At 51.8% G+C, this 15510-nt stretch carries 14 protein-coding genes; 11 read left to right on the top strand and 3 right to left on the bottom strand.

From position 1 onward, the window contains the following. Positions 1-24: 24 nt before the first annotated feature. The 10 genes from tolR (at position 25) to P8H26_RS09755 (ending at position 12263) form a co-directional block, all read left to right on the top strand. The gene (gene tolR / locus P8H26_RS09800) at positions 25-471 is read left to right on the top strand and encodes a protein TolR (RefSeq protein ID WP_289632781.1); all 447 of its coding nucleotides are present in this window, start codon (positions 25-27) and stop codon (positions 469-471) included. Between the two features lie 7 nt (positions 472-478). Further along, positions 479-1558, top strand: coding sequence for a hypothetical protein (locus P8H26_RS09795; protein WP_289632780.1), 1080 nt, complete (start codon positions 479-481; stop codon positions 1556-1558). Between the two features lie 128 nt (positions 1559-1686). Beyond that, entirely contained in the window at positions 1687-2997 is a 1311-nt protein-coding gene (gene tolB, locus P8H26_RS09790) for a Tol-Pal system beta propeller repeat protein TolB (RefSeq protein WP_289632778.1), read from the top strand. Between the two features lie 337 nt (positions 2998-3334). Beyond that, on the top strand, positions 3335-3853 hold the full coding sequence (gene pal, locus P8H26_RS09785; RefSeq protein ID WP_121994081.1) for a peptidoglycan-associated lipoprotein Pal: 519 nt from the start codon (positions 3335-3337) through the stop codon (positions 3851-3853). A gap of 246 nt (positions 3854-4099) precedes the next feature. Beyond that, entirely contained in the window at positions 4100-5077 is a 978-nt protein-coding gene (gene ybgF, locus P8H26_RS09780; RefSeq protein WP_289632776.1) for a tol-pal system protein YbgF, read from the top strand. A 39-nt stretch (positions 5078-5116) separates the two neighbouring features. Next, positions 5117-6538, top strand: a complete 1422-nt coding sequence (gene tilS, locus P8H26_RS09775) for a tRNA lysidine(34) synthetase TilS (RefSeq protein ID WP_289632775.1) — start codon at positions 5117-5119, stop codon at positions 6536-6538. A 152-nt stretch (positions 6539-6690) separates the two neighbouring features. After that, positions 6691-8628: an ATP-dependent zinc metalloprotease FtsH gene (gene ftsH, locus P8H26_RS09770; RefSeq protein ID WP_289632774.1), complete on the top strand. Its 1938-nt coding sequence runs from the start codon at positions 6691-6693 to the stop codon at positions 8626-8628. Positions 8629-8915: 287 nt separating this feature from the next. After that, positions 8916-10262 (top strand): phosphoglucosamine mutase, encoded by a 1347-nt coding sequence (gene glmM, locus P8H26_RS09765; protein ID WP_289632772.1) that lies wholly within the window; start codon positions 8916-8918, stop codon positions 10260-10262. Between the two features lie 241 nt (positions 10263-10503). Further along, a complete protein-coding gene (locus P8H26_RS09760; protein WP_289632771.1) occupies positions 10504-11376 on the top strand; it encodes an outer membrane protein in 873 nt (290 codons plus the stop codon). A 167-nt stretch (positions 11377-11543) separates the two neighbouring features. Further along, positions 11544-12263 (top strand): outer membrane protein, encoded by a 720-nt coding sequence (locus P8H26_RS09755; RefSeq protein ID WP_289632770.1) that lies wholly within the window; start codon positions 11544-11546, stop codon positions 12261-12263. Between the two features lie 62 nt (positions 12264-12325). On the opposite strand, the gene P8H26_RS09750 is transcribed toward P8H26_RS09755, so the two are convergent. Genes P8H26_RS09750 through P8H26_RS09740 form a run of 3 tightly spaced genes read right to left on the bottom strand, consistent with a single transcriptional unit; the run spans position 12326 to position 13951 of the window. Then, positions 12326-12664, bottom strand: a complete 339-nt coding sequence (locus P8H26_RS09750; RefSeq protein WP_289632769.1) for a DUF6616 family protein — start codon at positions 12662-12664, stop codon at positions 12326-12328. A gap of 23 nt (positions 12665-12687) precedes the next feature. After that, a complete protein-coding gene (locus P8H26_RS09745; protein WP_289632768.1) occupies positions 12688-13458 on the bottom strand; it encodes a DNA alkylation repair protein in 771 nt (256 codons plus the stop codon). Next, positions 13439-13951 (bottom strand): MarR family winged helix-turn-helix transcriptional regulator, encoded by a 513-nt coding sequence (locus P8H26_RS09740; RefSeq protein WP_289632767.1) that lies wholly within the window; start codon positions 13949-13951, stop codon positions 13439-13441. The genes P8H26_RS09745 and P8H26_RS09740 overlap by 20 nt, the downstream gene beginning before the upstream one ends. Before the next feature lie 180 nt (positions 13952-14131). On the opposite strand from P8H26_RS09740, the gene P8H26_RS09735 reads away from it, so the two are divergent. Then, positions 14132-15298, top strand: coding sequence for a phosphoserine transaminase (locus P8H26_RS09735; protein ID WP_289632766.1), 1167 nt, complete (start codon positions 14132-14134; stop codon positions 15296-15298). Positions 15299-15510: the final 212 nt, after the last annotated feature.

The raw sequence follows: 15510 nt of genomic DNA, 5'->3' as shown, positions 1-15510 counted from the left end.
GATTGAGGCCGGAAGGTTCAGAATATGGGTATGTCACTAGGAAGTCAGGGCGGAGGCGGTCGTCGCAGACGCGGCGGCAAGAAGGCTCCGATGAGCGAAATCAACATTACGCCGTTTGTGGACGTGATGCTGGTGCTGCTGATTATCTTCATGGTTTCTGCGCCGCTGCTCACCTCCGGTGTGCCGATTGATCTGCCGGATACGCAGGCCAAAGCGCTCAATGCCGATACCCAGCCGATTACGGTCTCTGTGAATGACAAGGGGCAGGTCTATCTGCAGGAATCCGAAATCGACATTGCTGAAGTGGTGCCGAAGCTCGAAGCCATTGCGAAGACCGGTTATGAAGAGCGCGTCTTTGTGCGTGGCGACAAAAATGCTGATTACGGTACGGTTATGAAAGTTATGTCGCGTATTTCCGCTGCCGGTTTCAAGAATATCGGTCTGGTGACACTCCAGGAGCAGGATAGCTGACGCCATCATGAAGGCAGGTCTGACTTCCTCAACACTCATCCATGTGGCTATTATTGGCTGGGGACTTTTCACGTTCTCATCGCCAAAGCCTTTTGACATGACCGATACTGAATCCTTTCCTGTCGATATTGTGCCGGTTGAAGATATTTCGCAGGTTCAGCAGGGCGACAAGAAAGCTCCGAAAGCCGAGAAGGCTGCACCAAAGCCGACAACCAAGCCGAAAACCGTTGAACAGGCTGAAAATGCTGGTGACAGCGAGCTTGATCTGAAAACGCCGCCGATGCCAAACGAAAAACCGAAACCGGTTGAGACGGCAGAAGCAGCGAAACCAGCGGAAAAACCGGCAGAAAAGCCGGAGCCTGTGCAGGAAACCAAACCGGAACCAAAGCCGGAGCCGGTTAAACCGCCTGAACCTGTCAAGCCGCCAGAGCCAAAGGTTGAGCCGAAGCCGGAACCAAAGGCTGAAGTGAAGCCTGATCCGGTTGCGGAAGCGATTGAAAAGCAGCCTGAACAGACCGAAGACGTCAAATTGCCGGATCGTGTGCCTGCGCCGGAAGCCAAGCCGAAGCCGCAACCAACGGAAACGGCGAAAGCTGAAGATAAGAAAAAAGACGAGAAAAAGCCGGAGAAGCCAAGCACAACCGCGCAGAACACTTCTAAGGATAAGGATGCAAAGGCCGATGAGGTTGCCGCACTCCTGAACCGTGAGAAAGCTGCGGGTGGCGGTGCAAAACGCTCGACCGATAAGGAAGCATTTGGCGCGAAAAAGACCACCGGCGGCACCAAACTCAGCCAGACTGAAATGGATGCCCTGAAAGGTCAGATCAGTGACAAATGGAGTATTCCTTCAGGTGTGGCTGATGCATCGGACTTGCGGATTATAGTCAAAATGCGCCTGACAGAAGCGGGTGAAATCGAAGGCACACCGGAAGTGACATTTACAGGCGGCGATTCTGTCATCGGTCGTGCGGCGGCAGACAGTGCGCGGCGTGCAGTGATGCGCGCAGCCCCTTACAACCTGCCGCGGGATAAATATGAAACCTGGGCGACGGTCATCGTGAATTTTGACCCGAGTGAAATGTTCTAAAACCAAATACGGACCGGCGTTCTGTAGCGCCGGTTCCGGGGCTCTCCTTGTGAGGCTCCTGACTACAAACACATGTGAGACGTCTCACAGAACCAAATATGATCAGGACAAACGAGGTCCACGCCATCATGAAGACACTGTTTAAAACCTTATTTTCTGTGCTTGCGACTGTTGCAGTTGTGAGCACGGCTGCGGTGCTGCCCGCCCGCGCCGTTGTGGAAGTAAATATTAACAAGGGTAATGTTGACCCACTGCCGATTGCTCTGACCGACTTTTTGTCCGGTGATGCGCTGGGTGCGGAAATTACCTCTATCATCGCTGCGGATCTTGAGCGTTCCGGCCTTTTTGCGCCGATCGACAAAAAAGCATTCATTGAAAAAATCACCAATCCGGATGTGGCACCGCGCTTTGAAGACTGGAAAGTTATCAATGCGCAGGCTCTGGTGACCGGTCGTGTGACCAAACAGCCGGATGGCCGCCTGAAAGCGGAATTCCGTCTGTGGGATACTTTTGCCGGACAGCAGCTTGCCGGACAGCAATTCTTTACTACGCCGGAAAACAAACGCCGCGTTGCTCATATTATCGCTGATGCGATTTATGAGCGCCTGACCGGTGAAAAAGGTTACTTCGATACACGTGTTGTTTTCGTTGATGAATCCGGTAGTGCCCAGAAACGCGTTAAGCGTCTGGCGATCATGGATCAGGATGGTGCGAATGTGCGCTACCTGTCTAATGGTAAAGATCTGGTTCTGACACCGCGCTTCTCACCAAGCCGTCAGGAAATCACCTATATGTCTTTCGCCGGTGACCGTCCGCGCGTTTATCTGCTGCAGCTGGAAACAGGTCAGCAGGAACTGGTCGGTAATTTTCCGGGCATGACCATTGCTCCGCGCTTCTCGCCGGATGGCCAGAAAGTGGTGATGAGCCTTTTGCAGGATGATGGTAGCGCCAACATCTACACGATGGATCTGCGTTCTCGTACAACCACCCGTCTGACCAGCAGTCAGGCCATTGATACCTCGGCGTCCTATTCTCCGGATGGCTCCAAGATCGTATTTGAATCCGATCGCGGCGGCCGTCAGCAGATTTACGTGATGGGTGCCGATGGTTCCAACCCGCAGCGTGTTTCTTTCGGTAACGGCAGCTATTCCACACCGGTATGGTCTCCGCGCGGCGATCTGATTGCCTTCACCAAACAGTCCGGTGGTCAGTTCTCCATCGGCGTGATGAAGACCGATGGTTCGGGTGAGCGTTTGCTGACAAGCGGCTTCCATAATGAAGGTCCGACTTGGGCCCCGAACGGCCGTGTTCTGATGTTCTTCCGTGAAGCCGGCGGTTCATCACGTCTGTTTACGATTGATCTGACGGGCCGCAATGAACGCCAGATCCAGACGCCGAATGCGGCTTCTGATCCGGCATGGTCGCCATTGCTGAATTAAGTTTGAGATAAGCTCTGTGTGCTGAATAAGACACAGAGCTTATTTTCTGAGAGCAGGTGGTGGCGTCAAATAAGCTTTTTGTGATTAAAGCCGTGTTTCTGCCGCATTGCTTTTTAGGTTGCCTAAAAACGGTTCGCTTTGAAATCAGAGAAGAACCACTTTAAAACTGCCTCCGTGCATAACCCGAAAAACGGATTTTTGACGGAGAAAACTTGAGTTTTTATGCTGATTAAGTAACAATTAACCATGTTATTTGAACGGTTTTTAACCTCAATATGATTAATCATCTGGTTAGTCATACATCATGTAAACGCATTATTCTTAAGGAGTACGGGCCATGCGCCGTTCCCAGTCGATTGCCCGCAGCCCGTTTGCTGTTGCCCTGTTCCTATCGCTTGCCGTTGCCGGTTGCGCGAACAAGAAAAACCTGCCGAACAATGCAGGTGATCTTGGCCTGAATGGCGGCATGGGCGCCAATGGCGCTGTTGCCGGTTCTGCACAGGACTTTACTGTTAATGTCGGCGACCGCGTGTTCTTCGATCTCGACAGTTCCGTGATCCGCGCTGACGCCCAGCAGACATTGTCGCGTCAGGCTCAGTGGCTTGCCCGTTACCCGAACTATTCAATCACTGTTGAAGGTCACTCGGACGAACGCGGTACACGCGAGTACAACCTGGCACTTGGCCAGCGTCGTGCTGCTGCTGCCCGTGACTATCTTGCTTCACGCGGCGTACCTGTTAACCGCATGCGCACTGTTTCTTATGGTAAGGAGCGTCCGGTTGCAGTTTGCGACAATATTTCCTGCTGGTCGCAGAACCGCCGTGCAGTAACCGTTCTGAACGGTGCCGGTAGCTAATCTGGCAGTTTGTAAAGTCATTTGTCGTGTTTTCGTATGCATTGCGCGATAAAAAAGACACAGAGTTATGTGAAAAGCGGCCTTAGGGTCGCTTTTTTCAGTTTGAACATAAAAGCCAAAATTTGGCCGCACTCAATTGCACCATTTCAACTGAGATTATAAAGATTGAGCGGGTGTTCACTTCGGCTGCATTGACAGGACGATGATGACCCCAAGGATAAAGTTCGGGCGCATGAGGTATTGCGAATGAAGAAAGCGATGAAAAAACTGGCTCTGGCTGTCAGTTTACTGCCGCTGCTGGCTCTGGCATTTGGCGGAACCACAGCCTTTGCTCAGGCCAGTGATCAGCGGGTAATTCAGCTGCAGGAACAGGTGCGTGACCTGACCGGCAAGCTTGAAGAAATGAACTTCCAGATTTTGCAGATGCAGGAGCAGATGCGTAAAATTCAGGAAGATAATGAATTCCGCTTCGAAGAGCTGGAAAAGAAGAAAAAGGCTGATGCCGGTTCTGAAACATCAACTGAGACAGCAGCGGCAGATTCTGCCGCTGTGTCTTCAGGCAGTGCATCTTCAGATAAAGAGCCGCGTCAGAGCGCTGCTCTGAGTGCAGATAATGATAATGCTACAGAGCAGGATCCATCTGATCTTCAGCCGGCACAGGCTGCGGGCACTACAGATAATTCCGCCGCTTCCGTTGCTACTGGTGAGCAATCTCCGGTTATTGTCAATTCGCAGGCTCCGCGTGCGCTCGGCTCTATCCGGTTTGATTCCAGTGGCAATGTAATCGGCGGCAGTCTGGAAGATACAGCGCAGCAGCAGATCGTTTCCCTGCCGCAAACCGATAATCCGAACGAGCTCTACAATGCGGCCTATCAGTTTATTCTGGCCGGTGATTACCGCTCGGCTGAAGTGGCGTTCCGCGCACATATTGATCGCTATCCGGCTGATCCTATGACATCGGATGCCCGCTACTGGCTGGGTGAGGCGCTTTACGGGCAGGATCGCTATGCGGAATCGGCCACGGTTTTTATTGATAATCAGCGCGACTTTCCTGACTCCAAACGCGGTGCGGAAAATATGCTGAAGCTCGGTATGGCAATGGCCAAGCTCAATGATCGTGAAGTAGCCTGTGCTACGCTGGCCAAGGTCGGCACCCGCTTTCCTTCAGCTGCACCGGCTGTCTTGAAACGGGCGGAAGATGAGCGCAAACTAAACCATTGCTAATCTCCAGTCAGGGGCTGGCAGGGCATTGCGGGCGGAGATGTGAGCGCAATAATCACCGAAAACACTGAAACGGGCACCGGTATCCGGTCTGATTTTATGCCGCGGGTGCTTAAGGGCTTTGGTTCTTGTATGCCGCAGCAGGAAAACCCCGCCGTAGTTGTAGCAGTTTCCGGCGGCAGCGATTCTCTGGCGCTTTTGTTGCTGACAAGGCGCTATCTGCAAACATATTTGCCCGCATGCCGGTTGATTGCGGTCACAGTGGATCATGGTCTGCGTGCAGAATCCGCGACAGAGGCAGCAGGTGTTGCCGAATTTTGCAAAAACCTGAATATCCCTCATCAGATAATGTGTTGGGAAGGTGAAAAGCCTGCCAGCGGCCTTGCTATGGCCGCGCGCAATGCCCGTTATGACTTGCTGGTGCAGGCCGCACGGGCGTGCGGTGCTGGTATGATCCTGACAGGGCATACAGCGGATGATCAGGTTGAGACTTATCTGATGCGCCGTGAGCGGGCCGATGTGGTTACCGGCCTTGCCGGTGAGGGGCGCGGACTTGCCGCTATGGCCATGCAAACATTGTTACAAGACAGTGTTTTGCTGTGCAGGCCTCTGCTGTCTATCTGGCGGGAAGAGCTGCGGGACGTGTTGCGCACTGACAATATCTGCTGGTTTGATGATCCGAGCAATGACAATCCGACCTATGAACGCCCGCGGATCAGGCAGGCCGCCAGAACATTGGATAAACCAGCATTGCTGGCAGCAGCAGAACAGGCGGCGGAACAGCGGCGCGCTGATAATCGCAAAGTTGTTCATTTGCTCACCCGTGAGGATTATCCGATTGAGCGGCTTGCAGGTGATGGTCTGTTACTGGTGGCCGGATGGACTGAGAATGTCGGAGATGCAGCACCTCTGATGCTTGGCTATTTGCTGGCAACGGTCGGTGGTCAGACATATTTACCATCCATGCGTGATTGCAGTATTTTGGCTGACTGGTTGCGCTCCGCTCCGGCGTCGGGAAAACACCGCAAGACGCTGCATTCCTGTGTTGTTGAAAAATCAGTAACGGGAATTCTCATCCGGCGCGAGCGGCGTAATTTACCCGTAATGTTGCTGCATTCTAGTGAGCGCGCGGTGTGGGACGGGCGTTATACTCTTAGCAATGAAGGAACGGATGATCTGGTTGTGGCAGCGGTGAATGAGAATCAATTGTCCGGTTATTTGCGCGGGCATCAGATTGAGAGCACACAGAGTGAGCGTGACATGTTGTTGTCCGCGCCGGCAATATTCCGTGACGGAAGCCTTGTTGAGATTCCTGCTTTGTCCCATCTGGTGCCGCAAGCCTCTTCCATGCGGATGAAACGCCATGTTGCTTGCTTCGACAGGGTGCTTTCAGGTCATGATTTTGAGGTGGCGAAGGCTGTGAAGGTGCTTTTAACCATGCCTTTCAACCATATTTACAGGTAAATTCTGCAAAGAATGCAGAAGAATCACTTATGAGGCTTTACATCGCCTTGGCAAGGCCGTGCATCGAACCTATGTTAGGTTTGAATATTTTTCCGGAACGCACCAAACGGCGCATGAACCGGAAGGACGATTGGTAATCGATTGGACCCGAGATGAATCCAAATTATCGCAACTTCGCCCTCTGGGCGATCATTGCTCTCCTGCTGGTTGCACTATTTAACCTGTTTCAGAGTCCGGCGCAGCGTGCGTCGTCTCGTGAAATTCCTTATTCGCAGTTTATCGAGGATGTAACGGGCGGTCGGGTGAAATCCGTCACCATTACCGGTCCGCGCATTGTTGGTTCCTATGCGGATAACAATGCGACATTCCAGACCTATTCCCCTTCAGATGCCACTCTGATCAGCCGTCTTGAAGAAAAGAATGTTGCGATTACCGCAAAGCCTGAAAGCGATGGCTCGGGATCGCTGTTCGGTATTCTTCTGTCATGGCTGCCTATGATCCTGATCCTTGGCGTGTGGATTTTCTTCATGCGTCAGATGCAGGGCGGTTCGCGTGGCGCTATGGGGTTCGGCAAGTCCAAGGCCAAACTTCTGACTGAGGCGCATGGCCGTGTGACCTTTCAGGACGTAGCCGGTGTTGATGAAGCCAAGGAAGATCTGGAAGAGATCGTAGAATTCCTGCGTGATCCGCAGAAGTTCCAGCGTCTGGGCGGTAAAATTCCGCGCGGTGTGCTGCTCGTTGGTCCTCCGGGAACCGGTAAGACCTTGCTGGCACGTTCTGTTGCCGGTGAAGCGAATGTACCGTTCTTTACGATTTCCGGTTCTGACTTTGTTGAAATGTTTGTTGGTGTCGGTGCGAGCCGTGTCCGTGACATGTTCGAACAGGCAAAAAAGAACGCGCCTTGCATTATCTTTATCGACGAAATTGATGCGGTTGGCCGTCATCGTGGTGCCGGTCTTGGCGGCGGTAATGATGAGCGCGAACAGACGCTGAATCAGTTGCTGGTTGAGATGGATGGTTTTGAAGCCAATGAGAATATTATTCTGATTGCTGCAACCAACCGTCCTGACGTGCTTGATCCTGCGCTTCTCCGTCCGGGTCGTTTCGACCGTCAGGTTGTTGTGCCTAATCCGGATGTGAGCGGTCGTGAGCAGATCCTCAAAGTGCATGTGCGCAATGTACCGCTGGCACCGAATGTCGATCTGAAAGTGCTGGCACGCGGTACCCCTGGTTTCTCCGGTGCGGATCTGATGAATCTCGTCAATGAAGCTGCGCTGATGACTGCACGCCGTAACAAGCGTCTGGTGACCATGCAGGAATTTGAGGACGCGAAAGACAAGATCATGATGGGTGCGGAACGCCGTTCTTCGGCGATGACGCAGGCAGAAAAAGAACTGACAGCCTATCACGAATCCGGTCACGCGATCGTGGCGATGAATGTGCCTGCGGCTGATCCGGTGCATAAAGCAACAATCATTCCGCGCGGTCGTGCGCTGGGTATGGTGATGCAGCTGCCGGAAGGCGACAAATATTCCATGAGCTATAAGTGGATGGTGTCGCGCCTTGCAATCATGATGGGGGGCCGTATTGCCGAAGAACTGAAATTCGGTAAGGAAAACATCACATCCGGCGCATCTTCTGATATTGAACAGGCAACAAAGCTTGCCCGTGCAATGGTGACCCGCTGGGGCTTCTCTGAAAAGCTCGGCTATGTTGCCTATGGCGAAAATCAGGAAGAGGTTTTCCTTGGTCATTCCGTATCGCGCACACAGAATGTTTCTGAAGCAACAGCACAGCTGATTGATGCGGAAGTGCGTGAGCTGATTGATACTGCTTATATTGAAGCGCGCCGTATTCTGACAGAAAAGCATGATGCATGGGTTGCCATTGCTGAAGGCCTGCTGGAATACGAAACGCTGAGCGGTGAAGAGATCAAACAGCTGATCGCCGGTCAGAAACCGAACCGTGATACAGGCGATGATTCATCATCGTCCCGTGGCTCAGGTGTGCCGAAAGCCGGAGCATCACGCAAAAAGCCGGATAGTGAACCTGAAGCCGGTCAGGATATGAAACCTGAACCGCAGGCCTGATCGCTTGCCGGTAACACGGATTAAACGATAAAAAACCGGGCTTAAGAGCCCGGTTTTTTATTAAGAAGCGCAATGAGCAAGCTCTGTCCGGTGAGATGGCGCGTTAAATTTCTCACCCGTTTTAACGATTTTAAACCGGATATGTTTACCAGAAACACAGTTTGATCGCGTCAATATTTGACAAGGGCTAAGAAATCGCTGCATTGCTATTTTCAAATAATGCCTGTTTTGTCCCTTGGACGATGAGATTTGCAGGTGAAGGCACTGCTTGAAGAAAAGGCTTGAACATGTCCCGTAAATATTTTGGTACTGACGGCATTCGCGGCAAGGCTAATTCTTTCCCGATGACACCGGACATTGCGATGCGTGTCGGTATGGCTGTCGGCCTGTCATTCCGCGATGGCGGGCAGGGGCAACGTGTGGTGATCGGCAAGGATACCCGCCGTTCAGGTTATATGCTGGAGAACGCGCTTGTTGCGGGCTTCACCTCAATGGGCATGGAAGTGTTTCTGCTGGGGCCAATTCCGACACCGGCAGTGGCTATGCTTTGCCGCTCGCTGCGGGCAGATATCGGTGTGATGATCTCGGCTTCGCACAATCCGTATTATGATAACGGCATTAAGCTGTTTGGTCCTGACGGCTACAAACTGTCGGATGCGCTTGAGCTGCAGATCGAAAAACTGATTGATGATGACATGAGTGCTCATATGAGCAGTCATGGTGAAATCGGTCGTGCCAAGCGCGTTGACGGCGATATTTACCGTTATATTGAATTTGCCAAGCGTACTATGCCACGCCAGCTGTCGCTGAATGGTCTGCGCATTGTAGTCGATTGTGCCAATGGCGCTGCTTATAAAGTGGCACCTTCTGCATTGTGGGAACTGGGTGCAGAGGTCATTACCATTAATAACACGCCGAACGGCACCAATATTAATGAAGACTGTGGCTCAACCCATCCCGAAGGCCTGATCCGCAAAGTGCATGAAACCCGCGCAGATGTTGGTATTGCGCTGGATGGTGATGCTGACCGCGTGTTGCTGGTGGATGAGAACGGCACGATTATTGACGGTGATCAGCTGATGGCCGTGATTGCGGAAAGCTGGTCTCAAACCGGACGTCTCGCCGGTGGCGGTATCGTGGCAACGATCATGTCTAATCTGGGACTGGAGCGTTTTCTTGGTGATAAGGGGCTGACACTGGCGCGCACAAAAGTCGGCGACCGTTATGTTGTGGAGCACATGCGTGAGCATGGCTTTAACGTGGGTGGTGAGCAGTCCGGCCATATTGTTCTGTCGGAGTTCGGTACAACTGGCGATGGTCTGATTTCGGCTTTGCAAATCCTTGCTGTTATGCAGGAGCAGGGACGTCCGCTGAGCGAGGTTTGCCGTAAATTTAAGCCTGTACCTCAGATTCTCAAAAACATCCGTGTTGCGGGCGGAAAATTGCTCGAAGACAAAAAAGTCATTGAGGCCATTGAAGAAGGTAAAAATGCACTCGGTGCCAGCGGCCGTGTGGTGATCCGTCCTTCGGGAACTGAGCCGCTTATCCGTGTTATGGCGGAAGGGGATGACTACCGGCAGGTTGAAACGGTTGTTGATGATATTATTACATCTATCAGAACTGCTGCTAAGTGATCTGCGCGTTTTGCAGCTTATAGCGCAATAAAATCAGTTTAGTCTGGTTTGATAGCTTGAAGTAATGCAGAGGGTAAAAGGGGCGCGCAAGCGCCCTTTCCTTTATATAATAACTTGCGTAAATATTAATAAATATCGTGAAGAAACAAGGTTAAGCAGCATTTAACCTTTCGCTTCTATGGTGGTGTCCGAGAATAGTTGTCCCGGTGTAACTGACCGTGGAAATGCGATAGGACACGCTATGACTAAATTAAAGAATTTGCTTATCGCCGGTGTTGCAGGGCTTACAGTCACAGCCTCTGTTTCTTCGGTCTTCGCTGCGGATATCGTTGATATTCCGGAGCCTGTTATTCCTGAGGTGATTGTACCTCCTTCACCTATCGGCGGATGGTATCTGCGTGGTGATATCGGTTATGCAGGTGCGAAGTTCAAAGGCGCGAATTATACCACGATTGATAATAATTGTGGCCAGTGCGGCGGTGGCAGCCCGACTTTTGGTGAAAATTCACTGGACGGCAAACTGAAAGGTTCATTCCTGCTTGGCGGTGGTGTGGGTTATCAGGTGACTGATTATTTCCGTACAGATCTGACGGTTGATTATCTGACCCGTGCAAAATTCAGCGGGTCAACCAGCGGCACATGTACAGCAAACAATGCTTATGTTGATTGCGTGTCTAACGACACAGCGAAAATGTCTGCACTGTCAATTCTGGCCAATGCCTATATCGACCTTGGTAACTTCAACGGTTTCACACCGTATGTCGGTGCCGGTATCGGTGGAACGCGCATCAAGTGGGGCGATCTGACCAATACGATTGATCCGGGTTTTGATCAGTCAGGTTCAACCGTTCATTACGGTTCGGCGAGCTGGCGCTTCACATGGGCTTTGATGGCCGGTCTTTCCTACGACCTGACACAGAGCCTGAAGCTGGATGCCGGTTATCGCTTCCGTCGCATTCAGGGCGGCGAAATGTTCGGTGCGACCAAGGATATCGGCCGTGGCTTTGATAAGAGCTTCGACATCCATGATGTGCGCGTCGGTCTGCGTTATCAGTTCGGCGGCTATTCCAGCCCTGTTGCCTATAACGATATGACAACACCGGTTTATAAATAAAACAGCTTGTGCTGCGCGATATCAGGCGCAGCACATTTTCACGGATATGAAGACCCTGAGTGACGTGCTCTGAACCGGACCGGTTTGGAATGTGCAGGGTTTTATGCTGATTTTTAATCAATGCATTGCTGTCATGATTGGGCAGGATGCGATTTTACAGGATGCAGATGATGAAAAAATCTTCATTCCCGTCATTGCCTAGCGCGATGATTGCAGTTTCGGCTTTAATTGCTGCAACCGGTTTGGTCGAGGCTGCCGATCTTGATCAGATTCTCTACGCTTCGCCTGCGGAGCAGGATGTCATCCGTCCGGTGGAAATCGGTTCCGGTTGGTATTTGCGCGGTGATATCGCCTATGTGCCGTCTGATAATGTTAAGTCTCGCCTGAAGGGCTATGACTGGATGGGCGAAGGGCGCGGCGACACCAAAGCCACAGCTGCATATAGTGGTGGTGTCGGTTATCAGTTTACCGATAATATTCGCGGCGATGTAACGGTTGGCTATCGTAAGATGAAGTTGAGCGGTGAACCGGTTGATGCCGGTATCTGGGAAGCTATGGCGAATGCCTATTACGATATCGGTAATTTTTCCGGCGTAACGCCTTATATCGGTGCCGGTCTTGGTATGGCCAATGTCGATTACAAAATCGGTTACAAAGATTCGCTAACAGGCAGCAATTTGGTTGATGGTCGCGACACAACCCGTCTGCAATGGGCGCTGATGGCCGGTGCGGCGATTGATGTGACCGAGAATATCAAATTTGATCTTGGTTACCGCTATGCACGTATATCATCCGGAGATGTCGGAAATCTGGGGTCACTGACGATTGCGGATAAAGGTCTGGAATCGCATCAGATTCGCGCAGGTTTGCGCATGACAACCTGGTGATCTGGCTGAAATTCCTGCCATAATTAAAATGCCGCGTTTATGAAAACGCGGCATTTTTGTTTTTAGCAGGCAGCCAGTTGCGCCAGATGTGTGCTCATGTCTGAGGCTTCGCCTGCGGCATTGATGGTCTCAAAATAATCATGCCAGCCGGTGGCAGCAATTGCCTCAAGCAGGGCTGTGACGGCCGCTTTATCCGTGAATTTCCAGATTGCGAAAAACTGTTGTTGTGCCGGATGCAACTGAGACGGATCTGTCTGGCCAAAAGCCAGAGGTTCAATACCGAATTCTGACAGGCTGCCCATGCCTGCACCGATTGTGGCGAAAAACGCCTGTCTTTCTTCCATAGCCAAAGCAAGCCATGCAGGTTTCGGGCTGTAAAGCTCCGCGAGATAATGGGTCATATCAGTCTCATTCTTGAGGGGGATTATTTGTTGATGGTGCGCAACGCCCGTTTGCAAATGCGGGTAGTGGCTGGCGACGAACTTTCCTGCTGCCAGCGGTTGCATAGGCTTTGCACCCAGTCCGGTGTGGTTTTGGAGGCGTCATTGAGCCAGTTGGCAACAGAATCCTGGACATAAATTTCCGGATCGCTGCGCAGTGCTTCAAGTATCGTCAGAGCCAGTTCTGGTTGTGTTTTCAGCAGATTAAAATGGGCACACCATACGCCGCGCGGGCGGACAGCCTCACAGGCATAGCGCCGGATTTTATAGGACGGATCGTTTGTCCACGGCTGCAACAGGGTAAAGCTCAGCTCCGGCTCAGCAATCAGATCATTGCGCAGTGCCAGCCATGCCCATTCCCGCACCCCAAAATGATGATCATCTGCAAGGGGACGAATTTGTTCCAGCTTCTCATGGAGCGAAAAATGCTGTTGCTGAGCGATGAAATAGCAGGCCCATCCGCGTATAGTGTCGGAGCTATGGGTATTCAGGTCGCTCAGATTGGTTTTGCCGTGGTCATGCAGCAGTTGTGCCGCCAGTGCCATACGTGCGGTGAATCCGGTTGCCGGAGCAGCCATTTCCTGATGCATTTGCGCAGGGGTATCAGGAAACGCAGTCTTCATCAGCTGTGCAAAATCAATTGCGAGACATTCTGTCAAAACCGTTGTTTCAGCTATACCGCTATTGAGATCGGCTAGTCGCTCCGGCGTGATGTCGCTCATGCGGCGCACAGATTTAACGGGGGCTTTGGTCATGGTCTGATGGCTCCTGTGCTGCTGTCCGGATTTTTGCCAGTAATGCGCTCAATATTTGTTTTTCCTGTGCGTCCAGAGGAGTCATCAGGGAGCTGATCCATTGCGTATGGTCTTTTGACAGGGATGCGGCAGTCTGTGCACCCTTTTCCGTGAGGGTTATCAGGATTGAACGGCGATCTGCCTGTCCGTGATTTCGGTTGAGAAAACCATCGCGCTCCAGCCCGTCGAGCAGGCCGGTGAGCGTAGCGCGGGTAATGCCAGCGCGCTCTGCGAGCAAGTGAGGAGCAAGCCCAGCGCTCTCATGGTGCAGCAAAAACAGAATCACAAAACGGCTCTCGGAGAGCTGGTAGGGTGCCAGTCGCTGAGCGCAGCTCAGGTCGATCATTCTGGCGGTGCTGAGCAATTCAAAGCACAGACGCAGATTTTCAGGCTGCGCATTGTTGCGTTCTGCCTGTGCAATAAGGGTATGATGTTTTGTGTCTAATATATCCATACATCACAATATAATATGGCGCCTAACTATATGTCAAGTTGAGCACCATTGTCGCAGCGCGTTAAAAATCGAACGCTTCCATTTAAAGATCACTTGCGCAAAGCCCTGATTTTCTATATCTCGGTCAGTGGGCCACTTCTCCCCAACGGGAAGCGTGCTATCTGAAAGGGTAGATACAAAATGACGACTTTTCCAAAGCCGGACATCCGTCCGCTTAATGCACAATTTTCTTCAGGTCCTTGCACCAAACGTCCGGGTTGGACATTGGAGGCGCTGGCAGATGCACCGCTTGGCCGGTCGCACCGCGCTAAAATCGGCAAGACAAAGCTCAAAGCAGCGATTGACCTGACCCGTGAAATACTTCAAATTCCAGCAGATTACCGCATCGGCATTGTGCCGGCATCGGATACCGGTGCCGTTGAAATGGCTTTGTGGTCGCTGCTTGGCGAGCGCGGCATTGATATGGTCGCGTGGGAAAGCTTCGGTGCCGGTTGGGTCACCGATGTTGTAAAACAGCTTCAGCTTAAAGATGTCCGCACATTTGATGCACCTTATGGTGAAATCGTAGATTTTGCCAAAGTGGATTTCGACCGCGATGTGGTTTTCACATGGAACGGTACGACTTCCGGCGTTCGTGTGCCGAATGCGGATTTCATTCCGGCGGATCGTAAAGGTCTGACCATCTGCGATGCCACTTCTTCGGCTTTTGCGCAGGATATGGATTACAGCAAACTCGATGTCGTAACTTTCTCATGGCAGAAAGTACTCGGCGGTGAGGGCGCACATGGTATGCTGATCCTGAGCCCTCGTGCAGTTGAGCGTCTTGAGAGCTATAAGCCTCAATGGCCGTTGCCAAAAATCTTCCGCATGACCAAAGGCGGCAAGCTGATTGAAGGGATCTTCACCGGCGAAACCATCAACACACCTTCAATGCTCTGCGTTGAAGATTATCTGGATGCGCTGCAATGGGCGCAGTCGATCGGTGGTCTTCAGGGTCTGATGGCGCGTGCGGATAAGAACTTTGCCGTGTTGAACGACTTTGTTGAAAGCCGTGACTGGATTGCCAATCTGGCTAAAAATCCGGCCACCCGCTCTAATACGTCTGTATGTCTGACAATTACAGATGCTCAGATTGCTGCATTGTCTGCCGATGATCAGGCTGCTTTTGCTAAAGGCATTGTGACACTTCTGGAAAAAGAAGGCGTTGCCTTTGATATCGGCGCTTATCGCGATGCACCATCAGGCCTGCGGATCTGGGCCGGAGCAACGGTTGAAGCATCAGACTTGCAGGCATTGCTGCCTTGGCTTGACTGGGCATTCCAGACGCAAAAAGCGCAGCTTTCCTAAAACTATCCATACGGCCGCAAGGCTACGAAAATTGTTAGAGCGTGATGTCTTTAGCTGAATAGTTATCCCGCTCTAATCTTTTGATTGCGCATGATCTTATCCGAAAACCGGTTTCCACTTTTCGGGATCATGCTGAGTACCCGCTGCAACTGTGTTGGGACGGTTGCGGCACACCACTCTTATTTTTCTTCTATCACACAATTACGGAGGCC

This window comes from Pseudochrobactrum sp. sp1633 (genome assembly GCF_030376605.1).
In the GTDB taxonomy this organism is placed as follows: domain Bacteria; phylum Pseudomonadota; class Alphaproteobacteria; order Rhizobiales; family Rhizobiaceae; genus Pseudochrobactrum.
This window is presented reverse-complemented; position numbering and strand designations above follow the sequence as displayed.